This window comes from Curtobacterium sp. AC273 (assembly GCF_979253735.1).
Genome location: NZ_CEEDDU010000012.1, coordinates 49,054 through 70,322, shown reverse-complemented (window position 1 = coordinate 70,322; position 21,269 = coordinate 49,054). Strand labels below are relative to the sequence as shown.

13 protein-coding genes, 1 tRNA gene and 9 pseudogenes are annotated in these 21,269 nt (G+C 70.7%); 9 read left to right on the top strand and 14 right to left on the bottom strand.

The features are described 5' to 3' along the window. Nucleotides 1-120: 120 nt before the first annotated feature. The 7 genes and pseudogenes from ACZ8AI_RS19640 to ACZ8AI_RS19610 form a co-directional block, all read right to left on the bottom strand. Nucleotides 121-600, bottom strand: coding sequence for a sensor histidine kinase (locus ACZ8AI_RS19640; RefSeq protein WP_464859540.1), 480 nt, complete (start codon nucleotides 598-600; stop codon nucleotides 121-123). A gap of 361 nt (nucleotides 601-961) precedes the next feature. Beyond that, nucleotides 962-1,306: pseudogene (locus ACZ8AI_RS19635) on the bottom strand (HAMP domain-containing protein); the annotation flags it as partial. 618 nt (nucleotides 1,307-1,924) lie between these two features. Further along, nucleotides 1,925-2,636 (bottom strand): annotated as a pseudogene (locus ACZ8AI_RS19630) (response regulator transcription factor). Nucleotides 2,637-2,687: 51 nt separating this feature from the next. Next, nucleotides 2,688-4,374, bottom strand: a pseudogene (locus tag ACZ8AI_RS19625) (DNA repair helicase XPB). A gap of 71 nt (nucleotides 4,375-4,445) precedes the next feature. Beyond that, nucleotides 4,446-5,327, bottom strand: a complete 882-nt coding sequence (locus tag ACZ8AI_RS19620) for a helicase-associated domain-containing protein (protein ID WP_464859539.1) — start codon at nucleotides 5,325-5,327, stop codon at nucleotides 4,446-4,448. Next, complete coding sequence (locus tag ACZ8AI_RS19615; protein WP_464859538.1) at nucleotides 5,324-5,974, bottom strand: hypothetical protein; 651 nt, start codon at nucleotides 5,972-5,974, stop codon at nucleotides 5,324-5,326. The genes ACZ8AI_RS19620 and ACZ8AI_RS19615 overlap by 4 nt, the downstream gene beginning before the upstream one ends. A gap of 231 nt (nucleotides 5,975-6,205) precedes the next feature. Beyond that, nucleotides 6,206-6,538, bottom strand: a complete 333-nt coding sequence (locus tag ACZ8AI_RS19610) for a hypothetical protein (protein ID WP_464859537.1) — start codon at nucleotides 6,536-6,538, stop codon at nucleotides 6,206-6,208. 56 nt (nucleotides 6,539-6,594) lie between these two features. On the opposite strand from ACZ8AI_RS19610, the pseudogene ACZ8AI_RS19605 reads away from it, so the two are divergent. Both ACZ8AI_RS19605 and ACZ8AI_RS19600 read left to right on the top strand, forming a co-directional pair. After that, nucleotides 6,595-6,972 (top strand): annotated as a pseudogene (locus tag ACZ8AI_RS19605) (cold-shock protein). Continuing rightward, entirely contained in the window at nucleotides 6,953-7,930 is a 978-nt protein-coding gene (locus ACZ8AI_RS19600) for a DUF3027 domain-containing protein (RefSeq protein ID WP_464859565.1), read from the top strand. The pseudogene ACZ8AI_RS19605 and the gene ACZ8AI_RS19600 overlap by 20 nt, the downstream one beginning before the upstream one ends. Here ACZ8AI_RS19600 and serC read toward each other — a convergent pair. Further along, nucleotides 7,906-9,021, bottom strand: a pseudogene (gene serC / locus ACZ8AI_RS19595) (phosphoserine transaminase). The gene ACZ8AI_RS19600 and the pseudogene serC sit on opposite strands and share 25 nt — an antisense overlap. A 200-nt stretch (nucleotides 9,022-9,221) precedes the next feature. On the opposite strand from serC, the pseudogene ACZ8AI_RS19590 reads away from it, so the two are divergent. From ACZ8AI_RS19590 to ACZ8AI_RS19575, 4 genes and pseudogenes are all read left to right on the top strand, one after another. Further along, a pseudogene (locus ACZ8AI_RS19590) lies at nucleotides 9,222-9,910 on the top strand (metal-dependent transcriptional regulator); the annotation flags it as partial. 296 nt (nucleotides 9,911-10,206) lie between these two features. Continuing rightward, on the top strand, nucleotides 10,207-10,353 hold the full coding sequence (locus ACZ8AI_RS19585) for a hypothetical protein (RefSeq protein ID WP_464859536.1): 147 nt from the start codon (nucleotides 10,207-10,209) through the stop codon (nucleotides 10,351-10,353). Nucleotides 10,354-10,492: 139 nt separating this feature from the next. Further along, the gene (locus ACZ8AI_RS19580; protein ID WP_464859535.1) at nucleotides 10,493-11,101 is read left to right on the top strand and encodes an NlpC/P60 family protein; all 609 of its coding nucleotides are present in this window, start codon (nucleotides 10,493-10,495) and stop codon (nucleotides 11,099-11,101) included. A gap of 453 nt (nucleotides 11,102-11,554) precedes the next feature. Then, a pseudogene (locus tag ACZ8AI_RS19575) lies at nucleotides 11,555-12,055 on the top strand (HNH endonuclease). A 65-nt stretch (nucleotides 12,056-12,120) separates the two neighbouring features. On the opposite strand, the gene ACZ8AI_RS19570 reads toward ACZ8AI_RS19575, so the two are convergent. The 4 genes from ACZ8AI_RS19570 to ACZ8AI_RS19555 all read right to left on the bottom strand — a co-directional run bounded on the left by ACZ8AI_RS19570 (nucleotide 12,121) and on the right by ACZ8AI_RS19555 (nucleotide 14,525). Next, nucleotides 12,121-12,384: a hypothetical protein gene (locus ACZ8AI_RS19570; RefSeq protein ID WP_464859534.1), complete on the bottom strand. Its 264-nt coding sequence runs from the start codon at nucleotides 12,382-12,384 to the stop codon at nucleotides 12,121-12,123. Next, nucleotides 12,366-12,773 carry a hypothetical protein gene (locus ACZ8AI_RS19565; RefSeq protein ID WP_464859533.1) on the bottom strand — a complete coding sequence of 136 codons (408 nt, stop codon included), beginning with the start codon at nucleotides 12,771-12,773 and terminating at the stop codon, nucleotides 12,366-12,368. The genes ACZ8AI_RS19570 and ACZ8AI_RS19565 overlap by 19 nt, the downstream gene beginning before the upstream one ends. 374 nt (nucleotides 12,774-13,147) lie before the next feature. After that, the gene (locus ACZ8AI_RS19560; RefSeq protein WP_464859532.1) at nucleotides 13,148-13,930 is read right to left on the bottom strand and encodes a hypothetical protein; all 783 of its coding nucleotides are present in this window, start codon (nucleotides 13,928-13,930) and stop codon (nucleotides 13,148-13,150) included. Between the two features lie 55 nt (nucleotides 13,931-13,985). Next, on the bottom strand, nucleotides 13,986-14,525 hold the full coding sequence (locus ACZ8AI_RS19555; RefSeq protein WP_464859531.1) for a hypothetical protein: 540 nt from the start codon (nucleotides 14,523-14,525) through the stop codon (nucleotides 13,986-13,988). 189 nt (nucleotides 14,526-14,714) lie between these two features. Between ACZ8AI_RS19555 and ACZ8AI_RS19550 the strand changes: the two genes are divergently transcribed. From ACZ8AI_RS19550 to argG, 3 genes and pseudogenes are all read left to right on the top strand, one after another. Continuing rightward, nucleotides 14,715-15,818, top strand: coding sequence for an epoxide hydrolase family protein (locus ACZ8AI_RS19550; protein WP_464859530.1), 1,104 nt, complete (start codon nucleotides 14,715-14,717; stop codon nucleotides 15,816-15,818). A gap of 13 nt (nucleotides 15,819-15,831) precedes the next feature. After that, nucleotides 15,832-15,903, top strand: a tRNA-Arg gene (locus ACZ8AI_RS19545). A 94-nt stretch (nucleotides 15,904-15,997) separates the two neighbouring features. Next, nucleotides 15,998-17,443, top strand: a pseudogene (argG, locus tag ACZ8AI_RS19540) (argininosuccinate synthase). A 458-nt stretch (nucleotides 17,444-17,901) separates the two neighbouring features. On the opposite strand, the pseudogene ACZ8AI_RS19535 reads toward argG, so the two are convergent. Beyond that, nucleotides 17,902-19,048, bottom strand: a pseudogene (locus ACZ8AI_RS19535) (AI-2E family transporter). A gap of 415 nt (nucleotides 19,049-19,463) precedes the next feature. Beyond that, complete coding sequence (locus ACZ8AI_RS19530) at nucleotides 19,464-21,167, bottom strand: MATE family efflux transporter (protein WP_464859529.1); 1,704 nt, start codon at nucleotides 21,165-21,167, stop codon at nucleotides 19,464-19,466. Between the last annotated feature and the right edge of the window lie 102 nt (nucleotides 21,168-21,269).

The window sequence follows — 21,269 nt, the reverse complement described above, 5'->3', positions numbered from 1 at the left end:
GTTGCGCGCAGTCCGGCCGCGGCGAGATCGCACCTCGGCGGGCTCGCGCGTCGGCGATGCGGCACGAAGTGCGATCTCGGCGGAAGTCAGGCCGGCGCGCGACGGCGGGCGGCGCGCGGGTCAGGCGGCGGGTGCGGCGGGGGGCGCGGGCGGGGCGGGGGTGTAGTCGCGGGGGAGGAGGGGGAGCCACACGCGGAAGGTGGCGCCACCGCCCTCGGTGTCGAAGACCTCGACGGAGCCGTTGTGCGCCGCCACGATGCCGGACACGATGGCGAGTCCGAGGCCCGAGCCGCCGGTGTCCTGCGCACGCGAGGTGTCCGCACGCCAGAAGCGCTGGAAGATCTTGTCGCGGAGCTGCAGCGGGATGCCCTCGCCGTGGTCGATCACGTCGAGGTGCGCCATGCCACGCTCGTCGTCCACGCCGATGCCGATCTCGATCGGGTCGTCGTGCTCGGTGAACCGCATCGCGTTGCCCATGAGGTTCGTGACGATCTGCCGGATCTTGTTCTCCTCCGCCAGGACGATCGGCGGACGCTGCGGCAGGACGACGGTCGGGAGCGGCGTGGTCTCGTCGGTCGGGGCGAGGGCGTCGACGCTCATCGCGCGGGTCCGGCGGGCACGCAGTCGGGCGATGGTCTGCCGCGAGAACGCGATCGGGCCGGTGGTGTTCGCCGAGGTGGGCGACGTCGGAGGGACCTCGCCGGTCTCGGAGAACGGGGACGTCGATGCTGCCGAACCGAACGCGGACATCGGTGGACGCACGGCCTGGGCCACGCTCGCCGGTCACCGAGTCCTCGACGAGCACCTGGATCTCGCGGTCCGGGTTGGACGCCATCGTGTCGAGCGCGGAGTCACGGGCGATGGCGACGAGGTCGACCGGGCCGAGCTCGAGCGGCTTCGACTCGTCGATGCGGGCGAGTTGCAGGAGGTCCTGCACGAGGAGGCCCATGCGCTGGGCTTCCTTCTCGATGCGCTCCATCGCCTGGGCGACGTCCTCTTCCTTGCGGAGGGCGCCCATGCGGTAGAGCTCGGCGTACCCGCGGAGGGACACCAGCGGCGTCCGGAGCTCGTGCGAGGCGTCGCCAACGAACCGGCGCATCTGGTCGATGGTGCGCTGCCGGTCCTCGAACGCGGAGTCGATCCGTTCGAGCATCGAGTTGAGGGAGCGGTTGAGGCGGCCGACCTCGGTGTTCGGGGTGTCCGCTTCGAGGCGCTGGTTGAAGTCGCCGGCGGCGAAGCGCGCAGCGGTGTCCTCGACGTCGCGCAGGGGGTCGAACGTGGCGGTGACGAGGAGCCGGGTGAGCATCGCCCCGAGCAGGATCACCGAGATGCCGAAGCCCAGGAAGATGACGGTGAAGCGCGCGATGGTCTGGTCGGTGTCGGCGCTCGAGACGGCGACGAGCACGTACCCGGTCTCGGTGCTGCCACTCGTCTGGTCTTGCAGCGACGCCGGGATGACCTGCGCACGCCACTCGTGGTTGTGCTGGCTGTCGCGGGCCAGCGAGAACCGCACGCCGCTCTGCGCCGCGGCGGAGAAGTCGAGCTGGCGGATGTCGGCCGGCTGGACGCCTTCGTCTGGCAGATCCGGTCGCTGTCGGAGTTGTACGCGGCGACGTAGGCGCTCTGCGAGAGCACGACCGAGAGCTTGCAGTACTGCTCGCCGTCGCTGATGTTCTGGCCCTCGAGCTGCTCGGTCGTGTTCTTCACGCTGTTGTCGAGCTGCGACATCAGGTAGGTGGACAGCACCGTCATGGTGCCGAGTCCGGCGACGAGCAGGCCGAGCGCGACCAGGAGGACCGTGATCCCGGTGATCTTGGTGCGCAGGGAGATCCCGTCCCACCAGCGGCTCATTCGCGTGTGCATGCTGCCCCAACGATAGACAGCGGCCGCCCGGTGAAACCGGACGGCCGCCGTGAAGACGTGACTAGGAGGCCTTCGACGCCTTGAGCATGTAACCGAAGCCGCGCTTGGTCTGGATGATCGGCTCGGCCGAGTACTGGTCGAGCTTGCGACGCAGGTACGAGATGTAGGACTCGACGATGCCGGCGTCGCCGTTGAAGTCGTACTCCCACACGTGGTCGAGGATCTGCGCCTTCGACAGCACGCGGTTCGGATTGAGCATGAGGTAGCGGAGCAGCTTGAACTCGGTCGGGGAGAGCTCGATCTGCGCGTCGCCGATGGTCACCTCGTGCGTGTCCTGGTCCATCGTGAGCTCGCCGGCGCGGATGATCGCGTCCTCTTCGTCGTTCATGGTGCGACGGAGGATGGCCTTGATGCGGGCGACGATCTCGTCGAGCGAGAACGGCTTCGTGACGTAGTCGTCGCCACCGACGGTGAGGCCGGTGATCTTGTCCTCGGTGTCGTCCTTCGCGGTGAGGAACAGGATCGGCGAGGTGTAGCCCGACGAGCGGAGGCGCTTCGTGACGCCGAAGCCGTTCATGTCGGGGAGCATCACGTCGAGGATGATGAGGTCCGGCTCTTCTTCCAGCACGGCGGAGATCGCCTGTGCACCGTTGCCCACCGCACGCACGGCGAAGCCGGCGAAGCGCAACGAGGGGGGGGGGGGGGGGGGTCGTCAGGAGGTCGCGGATGTTCGGCTCGTCGTCGACGATCAGGATCTTGGGGCCATCGCTCATGGTCCTATCTTCTGACCGTTCCCTCGGGGTTTCCTGGGAGCGATGCGTACGTCAGCCCACGGGCGTCTGGATCTGGTCCGCGTCGAGGATCGTGTACGAGTAGCCCTGCTCGGCGAGGAACCGCTGCCGGTTCTGCGCGAAGTCCTGGTCGACCGTGTCGCGCGTGACGAGGGTGTAGAACGACGCCGGCAGGCCGTCCTTGTTCGGGCGGAGGAGTCGCCCGAGACGCTGCGCCTCTTCTTGGCGGGACCCGAAGGACCCGGACACCTGGATCGCGACGGTCGCGTCGGGCAGGTCGACGGAGAAGTTCGCGACCTTCGAGACGACGAGCACGTCGATCGTGCCTTCGCGGAACGCCTGGTAGAGCCGCTCGCGCTCGTCGATCGGGGTCGCGCCGGTGATCTCCGACGCGTCGAGCGACTCGGCCAGTGCGTCGAGCTGGTCGATGTACTGCCCGGATGACGAGGATCTGCTCGCCGCGGTGCTTCTCGATGAGCTCGCGGACGACCGGGGTCTTCGCCGGGGAGGTCGCGGCGAGCCGGTAGCGCTCGTCGTCGCTCGACGCCGCGTACTCCAGGCGCTCCTGGTGCGGCAGGTCGATGCGGACCTCGAAGCACTCGGCGGGGGAGATGTAGCCCTGCGCCTCGATCTCCTTCCAGGGGGCGTCGTACCGCTTCGGGCCGATGAGCGAGAACACGTCGCCTTCGCGACCGTCCTCGCGCACGAGGGTCGCGGTCAGGCCGAGGCGCCGACGGGCCTGCAGGTCGGCGGTGAGCTTGAACACCGGCGCGGGGAGCAGGTGGACCTCGTCGTACACGATGAGGCCCCAGTCGAGGGCGTCGAGCAGCGACAGGTGGGTGTACTCGCCCTTCCGACGGGCGGTCAGGATCTGGTAGGTCGCGATCGTGACCGGCCGGATCTCCTTCACGCTGCCGGAGTACTCGCCGATGTCGTCCTCGGTGAGGGTCGTCCGGCGCAGCAGCTCGGACCGCCACTGCCGTGCGGACACGGTGTTCGTGACGAGGATGAGCGTCGTCGCCTTGACCGTGGCCATCGCCCCGGCGCCGACGAGCGTCTTGCCGGCGCCGCAGGGCAGCACGACGACCCCGGACCCCTGCGCGAAGAAGGTGTCGACGGCCTGCTCCTGGTACGGACGGAGGTGCCACTCCGACGTGTCCAGGTCGATCGGGTGCGGCTGCCCGGGCGTGTAGCCGGCGAGGTCCTCGGCCGGCCAGCCGAGCTTCACGAGTTCCTGCTTGATCTGCCCGCGGGCCCAGGGCAGGAGCTCCACTTCCTGCGGGGACCGCATGTTGCCGAGCAGCGGCTTGATGCGCTTCGACCGGATGACCTCGGCCAACACCGACGGCTCCGTCGCGGTCAGGAGCAGCACCGGCTGGAGCTCGAGCTCTTCGGACGGCGAGTTCGCGATCACCGGTGCGTCCGGGCGCTCCTCGCGCCGGATGACGAGCCGGCCGTACCGCGCCACAGTGTCGCGGATGTCGACCGTGACGCTCTGCGGGACGGGGAACTTCGCGAAGTGCTCGAGCGTGTGGATCATGCTCTCGGCGTCGTGTCCGGCCGCGCGCGCGTTCCAGAGACCGAGGCGCGTGATCCGGTACGTGTGCACGTGTTCCGGGGCGCGTTCGAGCTCCGCGAACACGGCGAGGTCGTGCCGCGCGTCCTCGGCGTCAGGGTGTGCCACTTCGAGCAGCACGGTGCGGTCGCTCTGCACGATCAGCTGGTCCGTTCATGACGGATGAGCCTATGCCGCGCGGCTGCGAACCGGCGCGGACCGGACGTCCTGTGGAATCAGGCGTCGCTCTCCACAGCCACGACGAGGGAGAGCGGCAGGGTCCGTTCGACGTCGACGGCCGTGTCGCGCCCGCGGACGCGCCCGGCCGCAACGGACGTCGGGATGATCGAGAACGGCCGTTCCGTGCCGTCCGGCATGCGCACGGTCAGCCGGATCGGGGTGCGGCCGCGGACGGCGAGGTCGATCTGCCGCCCGAGCCACTCCTGCTCCGGTTCGGCGTCGCCGCGTTCGGTGGTCACCCGCAGTCGCTCCACGAGCGCGTGCGCCGCCTGCTCCGGGTTGCGTCCGCCTGCGCGTCGGCGGCCGGGAGGCGCGGATCTCGTCGCGGGCGGGCTGCGGCCGTCAGGACGGCCGGGTAACGCTGGTCCTCCAGCGCCGTGTGGACGACGTGCGGCGGGTAGCGGGTCAGGAGCGTCGTCAGCTCGCTGCGCTCCCACGCCAGCTGCCGCAGCTCGGCGTCGACCCCGATGAGGTCGAGCTGGTCGGCAGTGCCGTGCACCTCGGGTGCCGAGGCCGTCCGCGCCGACGTCGACGACGATGCTGCCGTCGCGCGAGGAGACCTGGTCGACCAGGTACGCGAGGGGCTGGGGCAGCCCGGTCGCGGAGAGGCGTTCGAGCAGCGCGACGACCTCGTCACGGGTGAGCCCGGCCTGGAAGGCCCGGCGGAGCGAGTCCTCCGAGATGCGGTACCGGGCGGCGAGCCCGGGTGCCTCGAGCACGGCGACGCTCCGGAGGGCGTCGTCGTCGACCGGCGCGAGTGGCCCCGGGGCGATCACCGTCAGGTCGTGCTGCAGGTAGACGCCGTCCACCGTCGGCGGCAGGTCCTCGGCGGCCGGGGCGGCGTCGCCGTCGAGCAGGGCACGCCCGGTGTTCGTCACGAGCCCGTCGACCGCCAGACCGAGGGCGTCCGCCGAGCCCGGCGACGTCGAGCAGGACGGCGTCGAGCCATCGCGCCCCGGCGGGGAAGGCCCAGCGGCCGACGGCGACGAGGTCGCGGAGGTCGTCCCCCGAGACCGCGAGGACGTCCTGCACGGCGGGGTCGAGCGCGTCGCGCCACGCCGTGACGAGGGTCGACCAGCGGTCCGGCCAGCTCGCGACGAGCCAGGCGTCGCCGGCGGTCGTGGTCGTCCACGTGCCGTCCGACGGACCCGCGAAACCGATCCGTTCGAGGAGTCCGAGCCGGTGCGGCACCACCTGCGGGTCGGCGCCGGCGCGTTCGCCGAGCACCTTCGCCAGGGGAGTCCTCGATGCCGCCCTTCACGAGTTCGCGCACCGCACCCTCGGACACGGCGCGCAGGAGCTCGGCGAGCACGGTCATCGTCGCGAAGGCGTGCTCGGCGCCGACCGTCCGGGCGGTCGCGTCGTCGACCGCCTGCGGGTCGGGGGGCGGCTGGGCGGGGTGCGCCGTGCCTCCAGGCAGGCCCACGAGGTCCGGGTGGGCGGCCAGCCGGGCCGTGACTGCGTCGTCGACGCGGCCGTCGTCGTCGGCCAGGCCGAGCGTGACCGCCGGGGCCAGGGCGTCCACGTCGCCCGTGCCGTCGCGCAGGGCGAGGAGCGTGGCCTCGGGGCAGGTGCTCGATCGCGGCGTCCACCGCGTCGTCGGTGCGGAGTGCCTCGGCGAGGTCGAAGAAGTCCGAGATGCGCAGCGGGCCGGTCTCGCCGAACACCGCCGTCGGGAGTCGCCGGGCCAGGACGAGCCGCTCCAGGGCGTCGTCGGGCATCGCCCGGAGCCGGGCGGCGAGGTCTGCGGTGGTCGTCACCGTCCGCCGCGATCGTCCGGCGCGGGCCTCAGCGCGCCGTCCGGTTCAGCTCGTGCCCTGCGCGTCCAGGTGATCGCGAGCAACGTGAAGACGAGCACCATGCCGATCGGGAAGCCGATGAGCGGGATCGCCATGATGACCGGCCACGGCATCGAACCCTGGACGCTCGGGGCGGTCAACCACATCACGATCATGGCTGCCATGCAGAGGAACGCGGCGATGAAGATCCCGCCGACCATGAACGCGAGTGCGCGTTCGGTACGATTGAACGTCACCGGGGAATCCGCGGAGTCCTGCGTGTTCCCGGTCGATCGGGTCGGCTTGGCCATCGACCCAGGATATCCGACGCACCACGGCCGAACCACGACCACGAGGAGACCGACGAATGCCCACCGGCAAGGTCAAGTTCTACGACGACCAGAAGGGGTTCGGGTTCATCACCGGCGACGACGGTGAACCCGTCTTCCTGCACGCGCCCTCGCTGCTCGACGGCGTCACGTCGGTGAAGGCCGGATCACGCCTCGAGTACGGCGTGGTCCAGGGAAGAAGGGGTCGCAGGCGCTGTCCGTGCGGCCCCTGGACCCGCAGCCGTCCCTCGCGAAGATGTCCCGCCGCTCGGCGGACGACATGGCCGTGATCGTCGAGGACCTCGTGAAGGAACTCGACCGCATCAGCGGGGACTTCCGGCACGGCCGGTACCCTGAAGAACGGCACCCGTATCGCCGCGATCCTGCGGCACGTCGCTGACCAGTTGGACGCGTGATGACCGACATCGATCCCTCCTCCACCACGGAGCCCACCGCACCGGTCCCCGGTCCCGACCTCACCGCGCTCGCGCGGAAGGCCCTGCTCGAGGTGACCCCGGAATCGACGGTCGGGGCGTCCGCGGGCACGGTCGACGAGGGCGACGGGCGTCGTCTCCGTCCTGTTCGCCAACCGCATGTCCGGGTACCTCGGGCTGGCGCTGGACCGTCTCGATCGCCCAGGTCGAGGGTGACGAGCCGAGCGTGCTCGAGGTCGAGCTCATGCCGGGCGACGGCTCGCTCGTCGCGCCGGAGTGGGTGCCGTGGTCGGATCGACGCGCGGAGTACCGGGCGGGGCAGGACTCGGAGCACGCGCACGACGACGACGAGTCGGACGAGGACGGCGACGAGGACGAGGACGAGGACGGCGACGAGTTCGACGGCGACGACGAGTCCGACGAGGACGCCGACGACGAGTCCGGACGACGACGAGTCCGACGACGACGACGACGACGAAGACGACGAAGACGACGACGAGTCGGACGACGACACTTCGACACCGACGAGGACGACCTCGACGAGTCGGACGACGACGACATCGACGGCGTGGACGTCGACGAACTCGACGTCGACACCGACGCCGAAGACGACTCGGACGCCGACGACGACGAGGACGAGGCCCCGCAGCCGTCCCGCGGCGCTCGCCGCCGTGCCCCGCCGTGTCCGTCCAGTCGACCCCGACGAGGTGCACCTCGAGGTCGACCAGCTCGACCCGAGCGAGACCGACCCGGACCAGCACCGGTCCCGACGCCGGCGCCTTCCCAAAACGCAATCTGGGGCGGTTCCTGGCAGCGGAGTACCGCTGCGAGGAACCGGCCCCGCTTTCGCGTCTTGCGATCGCGCGAGCGACCGGGCGAGCGACCGGCCGGCCGACGACCGGGCGCGACGCCGGGTCAGCGCAGCGCGTTCACCGTGTAGTCGATCGCACGCGCGAGCTTCGCGACGTCGTCCGGGTCGATCGCGGTGAAGGTCGCAACGCGGAGTTGGTTCCGGCCGAGCTTCCGGTAGGGCTCGGTGTCGACGATGCCGTTCTGGCGCAGGGTCGCGCGACGGCCTTCGCGTCGATCGAGTCGTCGAGGTCGATCGTGGCGACGAACTGCGACCGGTGCTCCGGCACGCCGACGAACGGCGTCGCGTAGTCGACCGATTCCGCCCAGTCATACAGCGTCGACGACGAGGTCTTCGTGCGGGTGTCGGCCCACCCGATGCCGCCGGACTGGTTGATCCACTGCACCTGGTCGTCGAGCAGGATCAGGGTCGCGAGCGCCGGGGTGTTCAGCGTCTGGTTCAGGCGCGAGTTGTCGACGGCGTTCTTGAGCGACAGGAACTCCGGGATGTACTGGCCGCTCGCCGCGATGCGCTCGACGCGCTCGAGGGCGGCGGGGGAGAACAGGGCGAAGCCAGAGCCCGCCGTCCGAGGCGAAGTTCTTCTGCGGCGCGAAGTAGTAGACGTCCGTGGCGCTCACGTCGAACGCCGCACCACCGGCAGCGCTCGTGGCGTCGACCACGGTGAGCGCGCCGTCGTCACCCGCGGCGCGGACGACCGGAGCCATGACGCCGGTGGAGGTCTCGTTGCGCGGGTAGGCGTAGACGTCGACGCCCTCCACCGGTTCGAGCGACGCGAGCGAGCCCCCCGGGGCCTCGAGCACGTGCGGGCCTTCGAGCCACGGGGCGGCGGCGGCCTTGGCGAACTTGGAGCCGAACTCGCCGAAGGACAGGTTCTCGGCGCGACGCTCGATGAGTCCGAACGCGGCGGCGTCCCAGAAGGCGGTCGACCCGCCGTTGCCGAGGATGACCTCGTAGCCCTCGGGCAGGTCGAACAGGTCGGCGAGGCCGGCGCGGACGCTGCCGACCAGGTCCTTGACGGGCTTCGGCGGCAGGGAGGTGCCGAGGATCGTCGCCCCGCGGGTCACGAGGGACTCGAGCTGCGCGCCACGGATCTTGGACGGGCCGCAGCCGAATCGGCCGTCGGTCGGGAGGAGGTCGGCGGGGACAACGATGTCTGCCATGCACCGATCCTAACGAGCGGTATCCCAGCGCTCGTGACCGTGCACCGGCCGGACGGGGCGGACCTCGAAACCGCGCCTCCAGGCCGCCGCCGACCCACGCCGGACGGGAGTTTCTTGCACCACGCAAGTGTTGGTCAGTCCTCGACGCCCCGAACAAGTAGGGTGGGGCGCGCCGGGCCCAGACATGAGAGAGGCGGACCGTGACCGATCTCGTCGACACAACGGAGATGTACCTCCGCACCATCCTCGACCTCGAGGAGGAGGCGATCGTTCCGTTGCGCGCTCGCATCTCGGAGCGCCTCGGCCACTCGGGTCCCACGGTCTCGCATGACCATCGCCCGCATGGAGCGCGACGGCCTCGTCGTCGTGTCCGGCGACCGGCACCTCGAGCTCACGGAAGAGGGCGCTCCCGCGCTGACCCACGTGATGCGCAAGCACCGCCTGGCGGAGCGGCTGCTCTCCGACGTCATCGGACTCGACTGGGCGTTCGTCCACGACGAGGCCTGCCGCTGGGAGCACGTCATGAGCGAACAGGTCGAGGTCCGCCTGCTCTCCGAGATGCTCGGCAACCCGACCGAGTCGCCGCACGGCAACCCGATCCCCGGCCTCGCCGAGATCGGCGGCCCCGCGGCTGCCGGCTTCCTCGACGGCGTGCAGAACATCGTCGCCGCGACCGAGGGCACCGACGCCGTCGCGACCGGTGTCATCCGGCGCCTGGGCGAACCCGTCCAGTTCGAGCCGGAGCTCCTCCACCAGCTGCGATCGGCCGGCGTCATGCCGGGTCGGCTGGCGAGCGTGCAGCGTGCGGGCGTCATACGTGGCCGTCCGGGTCGACGGCGAGGACTCGGGGATCGAGCTGCCGAGCGAGGTCGCGCAGCACGTCTACATCGAGCGCGTCCGCAGCGACTGCGGCCGGCGATGCCCCTGCAACTGGGGGAACGGCATTTTCCCCGCCCTGATCAGGGCTTCTTACCGTTCCGTTACAAAGCGGCGTTTTCATCTCGACAAGGTAACGGTCAGCACGTACACTCGACGAGTCCGCCGGCCACCCACGAGGCCCAGGACCCGTGACAGGACGTCTCGAACCCGTCTCCTGTCTCGATCGGAAACGATGACGAACGGATGGGGTTGCGCGGTCCGCGGTCACCCACGCGGACGTGATGACGAGACGCCGGAGACACCCCTTTGACGCAGACCGGCTCCGCCGCGGACGCCCAGACGCCCGTGAACCCGACGAACACCGCGAACGCCACCGATGCCCCGCTCGCGCCGCCGCGCCAACCGGCAGAGCGAGACCGACGTGCTCCCGCACCCGGAGCGCTGCTCGCGTGACGCCCGTCCGTGACGCGCCGCTCCCCGGCGGTCGTCGTGCCGCGCAGGCCGCTCGGACCGCCGCCGACACCAAGGCGAGCTCGTCGGCCCGCAAGTCGCCTGCTTCCTGGCGCCGGTCGCCCTGACCGTCGCCGCCGGCATGTTCGGCACCGTCGCGGTCGCCCCGGCCTCCGCTGCCACGCAGCAGTCGAGCAGCACCGACGCCGCGAACGCCCAGCGTGCGATCCGCACCACCGAGGCCCAGAACTCCTCCGTGTCCGACGCGGTCGCCCTCGCCGGCACCAACCGCGACGGCTACGGCGCCACCGCGCAGTCCACGCTCGATGCCGAGGCAGCGAAGAAGGCCGCCGACGCCGCCGCGAAGCAGGCCGCGTCCCAGGCCGCAGCCACGCAGGCCGCACGTGCCCAGACCGCGTCGCAGTACGCCGCCTACACCGGCCCGAGCGCCTCCGACTACGTGGCGTCGGCCAGCGCCGCGAAGACCCTGCCCTCGCTGCCCGCCGTGACCGCCACCGCCAAGCAGTACATCGGCACGCACTACGTCGCCCGTGGCGCCGACCTGTCCGGCTTCGACTGCTCGGGCTACGTCATGTTCGTGTACGCCCAGTACGGCATCAACCTGGCGCACTCGGTGCCGCTATGGCAGGACCAGGCCGGCACCACGATCCCCGAGTCCGAGGCCAGCCGGGTGACGTCGTCATCTTCAACAACGAGGCGCACGACGGCTTCTACATGGGCAACGGCATGATCATGGACGCCCCGAAGCCCAACGGTTCGGTCTCGATCCGCCCGATCTGGACCCCGCCGACTACCACATCGTCCGCTTCGGCATCTGGAGCCGACCGGGGCGGGCTTCGATCCCGTGATGCATCGCCGGAACCAGCCCGCACACCCTCGTGCCGGGCCGGTTTCGACGCACCCCGCTGCTGCACCGGTCCGATCCGGTCCGCACAGGGAGACCTCATGTCATCGTTCCGCACGACCTGCACCATGGGTCGGCGCGCGTACGTCGACATATGGCCGACCACCGCCTGCGTGCACGAGCACACTCTCCTGCATGACGAGAGCACTGGCTCCATCCGGGTGGTGCTCTTCGTGGTTCCGGGGTCGTGTACGCGAGTGACGGTCACCCGAGCGGCGCCTCGGCCCGACGCAGACCCGCACCGCCCGGAAGCCGTCCAGGCACGTCGGAAGGGAACCCATGCGCACTCTCGTCCTCAACGCCGGTTACGAGCCCCTCGCGGGTGATCTCGTTCCGTCGGGCCCTCGTGCTCGTCATGAACCAGAAGGCCGCCATCGTCGCCGCGGACCTCGAGCACCCGGTCACGGGCTCGACGTCCTCCTACGACCGTCCGTCCGTGATCATCCTGACCCGGTACGTGCGGACTCGCAGCACTCCCGGCTCGTGCTGGTCTCCCGGCGCGGGGTCCTGCGCCGGGACGCCAACCGGTGCGCGTACTGCGACCGGCACGAGACCACGATCGACCACGTCCAGCCGCGTTCGCGCGGTGGTGAGGATTCGTGGGAGAACCTCGCCGTCGCGCCGCTGCCCGCCTGCAACAATACGAAGCGGCGATCGCACCCCGCAGGAGATGGGGGTAAGCGGCTCCGCTTCCGCCCGAAGGCTCCGCACGGGTCCTCGTGGGTAGCAGTGCACGAGCGCCCGCAGTCCGAGTGGGACGAGTACCTGGTGGCCGCGTAGCGGCTGCGGGGACCGGTCGACGGCCTGGAGGCGCGGGGCGGGGCCGCCACGCGCCTCCAGGGCCGTCAGCTGGTCCGGATCCAGGGCGCGCGCCCGGCGGCCCGGCAGCAGGAAGACCGCGACGATCCCGAACACGATGTAGACGAAGTTGAAGAGCGACGCGAACGTGACGAGGGCGTGTGAGCCACTCCGTGACCACCGCGCGCGCGTCGTTGAGGCCGCCGACCGCCATCAGGGTCGTCGGGTCGGTGAAGCGCGTGCAGGAGCATCGGCACGATCAGCCACCGGCTGACCCGGAGCGCGAGGAACATCATCGCGCCGAAGCCCATCGCGTAGCCGACGGTCGCGAAGACGAGGAGCGTGGCTTGCCGCCGCCGAGCAGGTTCTGCAGGCGGATCAGTCCGAAGACGAGGGACGACAGGACGAAGACGGCCCGCTCGCTGTACCCGTGGCGTTCCAGCAGTTCGCGCAACGGCGAAGCCGTGCGGGGTGAGGAAGTCCCTCGGCGAACCCGACGCAGAGGCCGAAGAACAGGATCGAGAGCACCAGCGTCGGCGTGAGGCGTGACCAGTCGGTGCCGGCGAGCTTGAGGAGCGGCGGGACTACCGTGATCTACGACGGCGATCCACATCCACCGCGGTGCGCGGGTCGTGCGCCGGTGGAACAGGCGCGGCACCCAGCCGAGCGTCGCCGCGAACGCCAGGAGCAGCAGCCCCATCAGGCCGATCGGCAGGATCGACCCGGAGGAGCACGCTCTTGGGGTCGCCGAAGGGGTCGTCCAGGTCGATGTACGGCCGGATGACGAGGCCGAGGAGCTGGCCGAGACCCAAGTACACGGCCAGGTACAGGGCTGCGAGGAGGACCGCGCGCCACCACCCGCCCCGTTGCCAGAACCGCCGCCAAGCGTTCCTTCGCGCGTCTGATCCGTCATGTCGTTCCCCCGCGTGTCGGTCATCGTGGTGTGCCGGTCGTCCCGGTGTGTCGGTCGTCGTCTCAGCGCACGTCGTCGCGGTCCCGCTAGCAGTCGTCGCAACTGCGGTCGGAACCAGAACACGAACACCGCGACGACGTACACGGCTTCGAGTGCGATGCTCACCGGCACGCTCCAGTCGCGGACGGGGCCGTCGAGGACCGCGTCGTTGAGGCCGTGGATCGCGGCTGCGCCGAGGTACGCGATGACACCCTGAAGCCGATCGCCCGCCCCGCCGGCAGGTGCTTCGCGGCGAGCCAGATGATCACCGCGGCCCCCACTGTGATCACGGGGTGCGAGACCTCGGCGATGATGCGGACGATCATCATGTCCATCATCATCATGACGAACGGCGCGTCGGACGGCGCCGGGCCACTGTCGAGGATCGGGTCCAACGAGGTGATGATGTAGCTGACCCCCTCGAGGAACCCCAGCCAGGCCGCGGCGACGAGCACGAGCCAGGCGCCGAGCCGGGGCGAACGGTACGTGCGAGAGGACAGCAGCAGGACGATCGGGAGCAGGAGCTTCGGTGAAACTCCTCGACGAGGCCTGGCCAGATCGCGCCGCCCGGCAGCATCGTGGCCGGGCCGTTCAGGGCGCCAGCCAGCAGCATCGCGATGGTTCCCCAGGCGAGCCCGATCCACAGCGCCTGGCGCCGGTGCGGCGTGTCCGCGAGCGAGATCTTCTGGACGGAAGTACCACGCGATCGCGACCAGCGGCACGCCGATGCCGACGATCGCGGCGATGACCACCACCACGAGCGAGTACGGCGGCAGGCCGTCCTCGACCGTGGCCTCGCGGCCGCCGGAGAGCATCAGCGAGCCACCCCAGCGCCCGAGCAGTGCACCGGCAGCAGCGCCCCCGAGGCCGACGATGAGCGGTACGGTCCCACGGGGTCGCGTCATGGTGCTGAAGCTATCAGCACGCTGAAGACACACGGGGTTTCGTGCGTGCCTGCAGCTACGGCCCAGGGTGTGCCTGGGCCTGTGCTTGGGCCTGGGCCCGCGCCCGCCGTCGCCGCACGGTCAGCGTGATCGCCAGGGCCGGGAGACCGAGCGTGCAGCCCCAGAACACGACGACGGCGGTGACCCAGAGCGCCGTCAGTCGACCGGCGCCCTGCTCGGCGGCGGCGAGGGTCTTCGCGGTCGGCGCGTGGACCGACCCGACGGGGCCGTGGTCGACCGCGTGCGGCGGGTCGTCGAGGACCACGAGGAACGACAGTCTGCGGGGGTGGTCGCTCGACGGCGGGAAGCCCCAGGTCTCGTCACCGACGGCCGTGATCGTGCTGCCGGCGGCCGGGTCGTCGACGTCGTCCGGGATCCTCAGCGCGTAGTGCGGCGTCTCCTTCGGCATCCCCGACGTGGTGTCGACGTCCGTGAGCACACCCTGGACTACGACGGAGTGTCCGACCAGGGGACGCAGCTCGGCGATGTGCTGCGGTGCCGAGTCCTTCGCGGCCCCGAGGAACCAGAGGCCGAGGGCACTCGGCAGGAGCAGCACACCGAAGACGACCCAGACGGGCCAGCCGGGGACGGGCAGGGCGGGGCCGCGCCGCCGGGGGAGCAGCCCACACGGGAGCGCCCGGCTGCCAGCCGCTCACGCCGAGTCCCCCGTCGTCCCCATGGCCTCATCCTCACAGTGATCGGACCGGGGCGTGCGATCGTCGGGGGTGGGTCGTAGCGTCGGGCCATGGCAGACACTCCGTTCATCGACGACGCGACGATCGCCGACCTCCGCGCGCGCCTTCGCGCCACCCGGTGGCCCGACGCCCCGTCCGGACTCGGGTGGTCGCTCGGCGTGGACGTCGACGAGCTCCGGCCCCTCGTCGAGTACTGGGCGGACGGCTTCGACTTCGACGCACACCGCGCCGAACTCGCGGCGCTCCCCTCGCACCGGGTGGTCGTCGACGGCATCTCCGTCCACGTCCTGCACGCCCACGCGGGTGGTCCGGATGCGCTGCCGCTCCTGCTCGCGCACGGCTGGCCGGACTCGGGGTGGCGCCTCCGGAAGGTGCTGCCGATGCTCGTCGACGCCGGGTTCGACGTCATCGTGCCGGACATGCCCGGGTACGGGTTCTCCGAAGCGCCGCCGCAGCCGATCGACGCACGACGGGTCGCCGGGATGTGGGCGACCCTGATGACCGGGCTCGGGTACGACCGGTTCGCGGTGTCCGGCGGCGACATCGGCACGCACGTCGTCCGGTACCTCGCGCTCGACCACCCCGACCGGGTCGTGGCCGTGCACCGGATCGACGGCGGACTCGCGTGGCCGGGGCTGGACGCGTCCACACTGTCCGAGGCCGAGCAGGCCTTCGTCGCCGAGACCGACCGGTGGCGGACCGACGAGGGTGCCTACGCGATGCTGCACCGCACGAAGCCGCAGACGGTGGCGGTCGCGCTGAACGACTCCCCGGCGGGGCTGGCGGCGTGGATCGTCGAGAAGCTCCGGTCGTGGAGCGACTGCGACGGCGACCTCTGGTCCGTGTACACGCGAGACGAGGTGCTGGCGCTCCTGACCGAGTACTGGGCGACCGAGACGATCGGGTCGTCGATGCGGATGTACCACGCGAACGCGGCGGTCCCCGCGGAGCAGATGGCACGTCGGGTGGAGGTGCCGTCGGGGTTCTCGATCTTCCCGGGAGACCTCGTGCGGGCGCCCAAGGAGTGGCTCGAGCGCACGACCAACCTGGTGTACCACCACGAACTCGAGCGTGGCGGACACTTCGCGGCGTTCGAGCAGCCGGAGGTCTTCGTCGACGAGCTCCGCGCCTTCCTGGAGCCGTTCCGCCGGTAGAGTGGTCGGGCCAGCCTCTGTAGCTCAATGGAAGAGCAGTTCCGTCCTAAGGAAACGGTTGGGGGTTCGAGTCCCTCCAGGGGCACTTCACGCGTCGTAGGGGTTCGAGTCCCTGCAGCGCGTTCTTGGGGCACTTCGCACGTCGTTGTACCGGCTGGACTCCCCGTACGATTGACCCCGTGTCCAAGGTCCTGAGCAGTCTCCCCGTCGGCGAACGAGTCGGCATCGCGTTCTCAGGGGGTCTCGACACCTCCTGCGCCGTTGCCTGGATGCGCGAGAAGGGAGCGATCCCCTGCACGTACACGGCCGACATCGGCCAGTACGACGAGCCGGACATCGACGCCGTCCCGAGCCGCGCCCACGAGTACGGCGCCGAGATCGCCCGCCTGGTCGACGCGAAGAGCGCCCTGGTGGAAGAGGGCCTGGTCGCCCTGCAGACCGGCGCGTTCCACATCCGCTCCGGTGGCAAGACCTACTTCAACACGACGCCCCTCGGCCGCGCGGTGACGGGCACGATGCTCGTCCGCGCCATGAAGGAGGACGGCGTCGACATCTGGGGCGACGGCTCCACCTACAAGGGCAACGACATCGAGCGGTTCTACCGCTACGGCCTGATGGCGAACCCGCGACTGCGCGTCTACAAGCCGTGGCTCGACTCCGAGTTCGTCGAGGAGCTCGGCGGCCGCAAGGAGATGAGCGAGTGGCTCGTCGCCCGCGGCTTCCCGTACCGCGACTCCACCGAGAAGGCGTACTCGACCGACGCGAACATCTGGGGTGCCACGCACGAGGCGAAGAGCCTCGAAGAGCTCTCGAGCGGCCTGGACATCGTCGAGCCGATCATGGGCGTCGCCGCCTGGCGTGACGACGTCGAGGTCGCGACCGAGGTCGTGACGGTCCGCTTCGAGGCCGGTCGTCCGGTCGCGATCAACGGCGTCGAGTACACCGACGCGGTCGCCCTCGTGTACGAGGCGAACGCCATCGGTGGTCCGCCACGGCCTGGGTGCGTCCGACCAGATCGAGAACCGCATCATCGAGGCGAAGAGCCGCGGCATCTACGAGGCCCCGGGCATGGCGCTGCTGCACATCGCGTACGAGCGCCTCCTCAACGCGATCCACAACGAGGACACGGTCGCGTCGTACCACAACGAGGGGCGCCGCCTCGGTCGCCTGATGTACGAGGGGCGCTGGCTCGACCCGCAGTCCCTCATGCTCCGCGAGTCCCTGCAGCGCTGGGTCGCCTCGGCGGTCACGGGCGAGGTCACGCTCCGCCTGCGCCGCGGCGACGACTACACGATCCTCGACACCACGGGACCGGCGCTGTCGTACCACCCGGACAAGTTGTCGATGGAGCGCGTCGGCGACGCGGCCTTCGGCCCGGACGACCGGATCGGCCAGCTCACGATGCGGAACCTCGACATCGCGGACTCCCGTGCGCGGCTCGAGCAGTACGCCGCCGCCGGGCTCATCGGCGGCGCGACCGGTGACCTGGTCGGTCGGCTCGAAGCCGGCGAGTCCGAAGAGATCCTCGGCGGCGCCGTCGTCCACCACGGATGCCGACGACGCGCTCGGTCGCGCGACGGACGCCGCCTCTCGAGGGTGCGGCCTTCGACTCCGGTACCGACTGAGCACTGCGTGCAAGAAGGGGGTCTCCGCGTCGCGCGGAGGCCCCCTTCGTCGTGCTGCGCCGGTGTCGATGTCCTCGCTGGCCGCCCGGAGCAGCGCTGGCTGTCGTTGCGTGTGCATCGTGCGACGAGACACGCGTCGATCGACTCGCACGTTGTCGAACCATGCCCACGCATTGGGTGCGTGTGCATCGTGCGACGTCCCACTTGTCGATCGACCGGCATGTTGTCGAACCATGCCGATGCATCGGTCAGGGTCAGCGCGACCGCCCGCGACCGACCGCGACCGCCCGCGACCGACCGCGACCGACCGCGACCGACCGCGACCGACCGCGACCGACCGCGACCGACCGCGACCGCCCGCCGCCGCCCGCCGCCGACCGCGACCGACCGCCCGCAGACAGACGGGAGGCGCGGCGCCACCGGCACCGCGCCCCCGCCGAGCGTCCTGTCGCGCCGCCTCAGCGCGCCTCGGCGGTCTCCACGCGCTTCTGCCGCCACGCACGAGCGGGCGTGTCCGGCCCGTCCCACACCTGGATCGCACCCCCAGGCGGCGGCGAGCAGCGGCACGGAGATGATCGCCCCGGTGATGCCGGCGAGCACGGTGCCGGCGGTCAGGCCGATCAGGATGACGAGCCCGTGCAGCTTCAGCGTCTTGCCCATCAGGACCGGCTGGAGCAGGTTGCCCTCGAGCTGGTTGACGAGCACGACGATGCCGACCACGATCAGCGCCTGCACGCGGGCCGAGCGCGACCAGGGCGACGAGCGCCGCCAGGATGCCAGCCGCGGTCGCACCGACGATCGGGATGAACGCCGTGATGAACACGACGACGGCGAGGGGCAGCGCGAGCGGGACGCCGACGATGGCGATGCCCACGCCGATGCCGATGGCGTCGACGGCTGCGACCGTCGCGGTGCCGCGCACGTAGCCGCCGAGGGTCTGCACGACGCGGTCACCGACACGGCGGGCCCGCAGGTAGCGCTCGCCCGTGAAGGGGCGGAGCAGGAACTCCCAGATGCGCGGGCCGTCCTTCAGGAAGAAGAACAGGACGACGATCATCAGCACGAGCCCGGTCAGGAAGTTCGCCGTGGCCGAAGCCCCCGCCAGGGCTCCCGAGCCGAACTGCGAGCTGGTGACGAAGTCCTGGATGCCCTTGACGGCTTCGTCGATCTGCGACTGGTCGATCGAGAAGGGGAGCGTCGACGCGAAGTCCTGCAGCTGGTCGAAGCCGTGCAGTGCCGACTTCCTGCAGCTCGGGCCACTGCGAGACGACGGCGACGACGATGAGCCAGCCCACCAGGCCGAGCACGACGAGCACGCCGATGAGGACCGCGAGCGTCGCCAGCACCGAGGGGACACGGTGTCGACGGAGCCACGAGACGACGGGGTGCATGGCCGACGCGATGATGAGCGCGAGGAGCACCGGGATGGTCACGACGCTGAGCGTCGCCGCCGCGTAGACGATGCCGATCGCGATGACGAGCACGATGATGAGCTGCAGGCGCAAGGGTGGCGATGCCGCCGAAGGAGTCCGACCACTTCTTCGACACCTCGGTCGGTGCAGCGGGGGCGGACGGTGTGCTGGGGGTGTTGCCGAACAGGGGCATCTGGCTCCTCGGGGTGCGGGTGTGCCCGCCCACCGTACCGGGGACGTCGCCCGCAGGGCCGGGCCGGTCGAAAGCCGCAGCGGCGGTGCCATCGCGCTCCGGCCCGAGCTGCAGGAAGTGCTCGAGGGCCGGAGCGTCGATGCTCGTCGCGGGTCCCGGCGTGGGGAGCGCCGGTCGGGTGTGACTCGCTGACGACCATCACTCTAGGCGGTCCGCAGAAGTGTGGACAGACAGATCGGTCTCCCCAGTTCGGGGGTCGCCCCTCGATGCGGTTTGCGGAGACTTCTCGTCCGGAACCGGCGACGCCGTTACGGTGAGGGGACCAGGCCGAATCTCAGGTCTCGTGGTCTTGATGCTCCTCGCGGTCTGCGAGGTCTGGCGCAGCGAGACGGTCTGGTCGAATCCGGAGTGCGCATCACTCCGACGAAGGGCAGGTCGCCGTGACCGCCACCACCGTTCCGAGCTCGTCCGCTACAGATCTCTTCGCCAGTTCCACCCGCTCCCCGGTCGCACCCGTCGCCGGCTCGCTGCTGGAACTCGTCCTCTCGTAGGACCACCCAACCCGTCGCGCACCAGCGCACCCACCGACGGCCTGGAGGCGCGGTGCCAGCCGGCACCGCGCCTCCAGTCCGTCCGGGCGCAGGTCCAGTGCGTCCAGGCGGCCGCCGCTTCCAGCGACGCGTCCGCCCGCTCGGGCGAGCCCGCAGCGAGGACCGCGAGCGATCCGACCTCGGGACGCGAGCCACAGGACCAGGGCCGCCGCGAAGACGAGCACCTCGGTGACCGTCAGCGCCCAGATGATCCCGGCGAGCCCGAACCAGACGTTGCCGACGATGACGATCGGGACGAAGAGCACGCCCTGCGCCATCGAGAGCACCATCGCGGGCAGCACCATGCCGGTCGCCTGGAAGAGCGAGGTGAGCAGTCCGGTGAACCCGTTGACGATGGTCGCGACGAGCTGCGCGGTGAGGATCGTCAGACCGACGGCGAGCACCGAGTGGTCGCCGGAGAAGACCGTGAAGACCTGCTCGCGGAAGACGAACACCGCGCCCGAGAACACCAGGACGATCGTGCCGACGGTGAACGCCGCCCCGCGGAGGGCGGCTCGCAGTCGTGCGGCGTCGCCCTTGCCGAACGCGTAGGCGAGGAGCGGCAGCACGCCGATCGTGACGCCCATCACGAGGAACTCCGGCACCTGGGCGATCCGGACGGCGACGCCCATCGCGGCGAGCGGGTCGTCCCCGTAGGCAGCGGCGAGGTTGTTGAGCACGAGGGTCGTGACGATGAGGAACGCGGACTGCAGCAGCTCGCTCGAGCCGATGCCGAACACGCCCGCCAGGACGTCGCGGCGCAGCGTGAACCACTTCGGCGCGAAGCGCACGTTCTCGCTGTGCCGCTGCAGCCACACGATCCAGTACCCGATCGCGACGAGGTTCCCGAGCCCGATGGCGAGGGCCGCACCGGCGACGCCCCAGTGCAGGACGAGGATGAACAGCACGTCGAACACCAGGTTGCCGATGGTCGACAGGATGAGGCCGACCATCGCCTGGCGCGCGGCCCCCTCGGAGCGGACGATCTGCTCGAGCGCGAACGAGGCTGCCAGCACCGGCACGAACGCGAGCATCACGGCGACGTAGGCGCTCGTGGCCGGCACCGCGGCGGCATCGGCGCCGAGCACGGCGACGAGCGGCTGCAGGAAGACCAGGCCGATCACGGCGAGGACGGCACCGGTGACGACGGCGCCCCAGAGCGCGAAGGAGGCGACGCGCTTGATGTCCTGCGCCTTCGCCGGGTCGTGCTCGGAGGCACCGAGCATCCAGGACATGAGCGCGCTGCCACCGACGCCGAACACACCGCCGACCGCCATGATGAGGCCGAGGAGCGGGGTGCCGAACGTGATGGCGGCGAGCAGCGAGGTGTCGTGCTGCGCGCCGATGAACCCCGCGTTGATGACGTTGTAGACGGCGCTGACGACCATCGCGGCGGCCATCGGCACGCACAGGTGCAGGAGGGCACTGCCGATGGGGGCGGCGGAGAGGTACCAGCGGTTCTTCGCCGCGGCGGTCCCGGGCGTGGATCCGGGCGTCGGCTCGGTGGTGGACGGTGACGTGGTGCTCATGACTGCCTCCTTCAGGGCAGGGCTCCGCCCGCCCTTCCGGGCACGACGGAGGCGCGCGGGCCGCGGGCGCGGTCGCGTGGGATCGCGGTCCGCGGCTGCGGG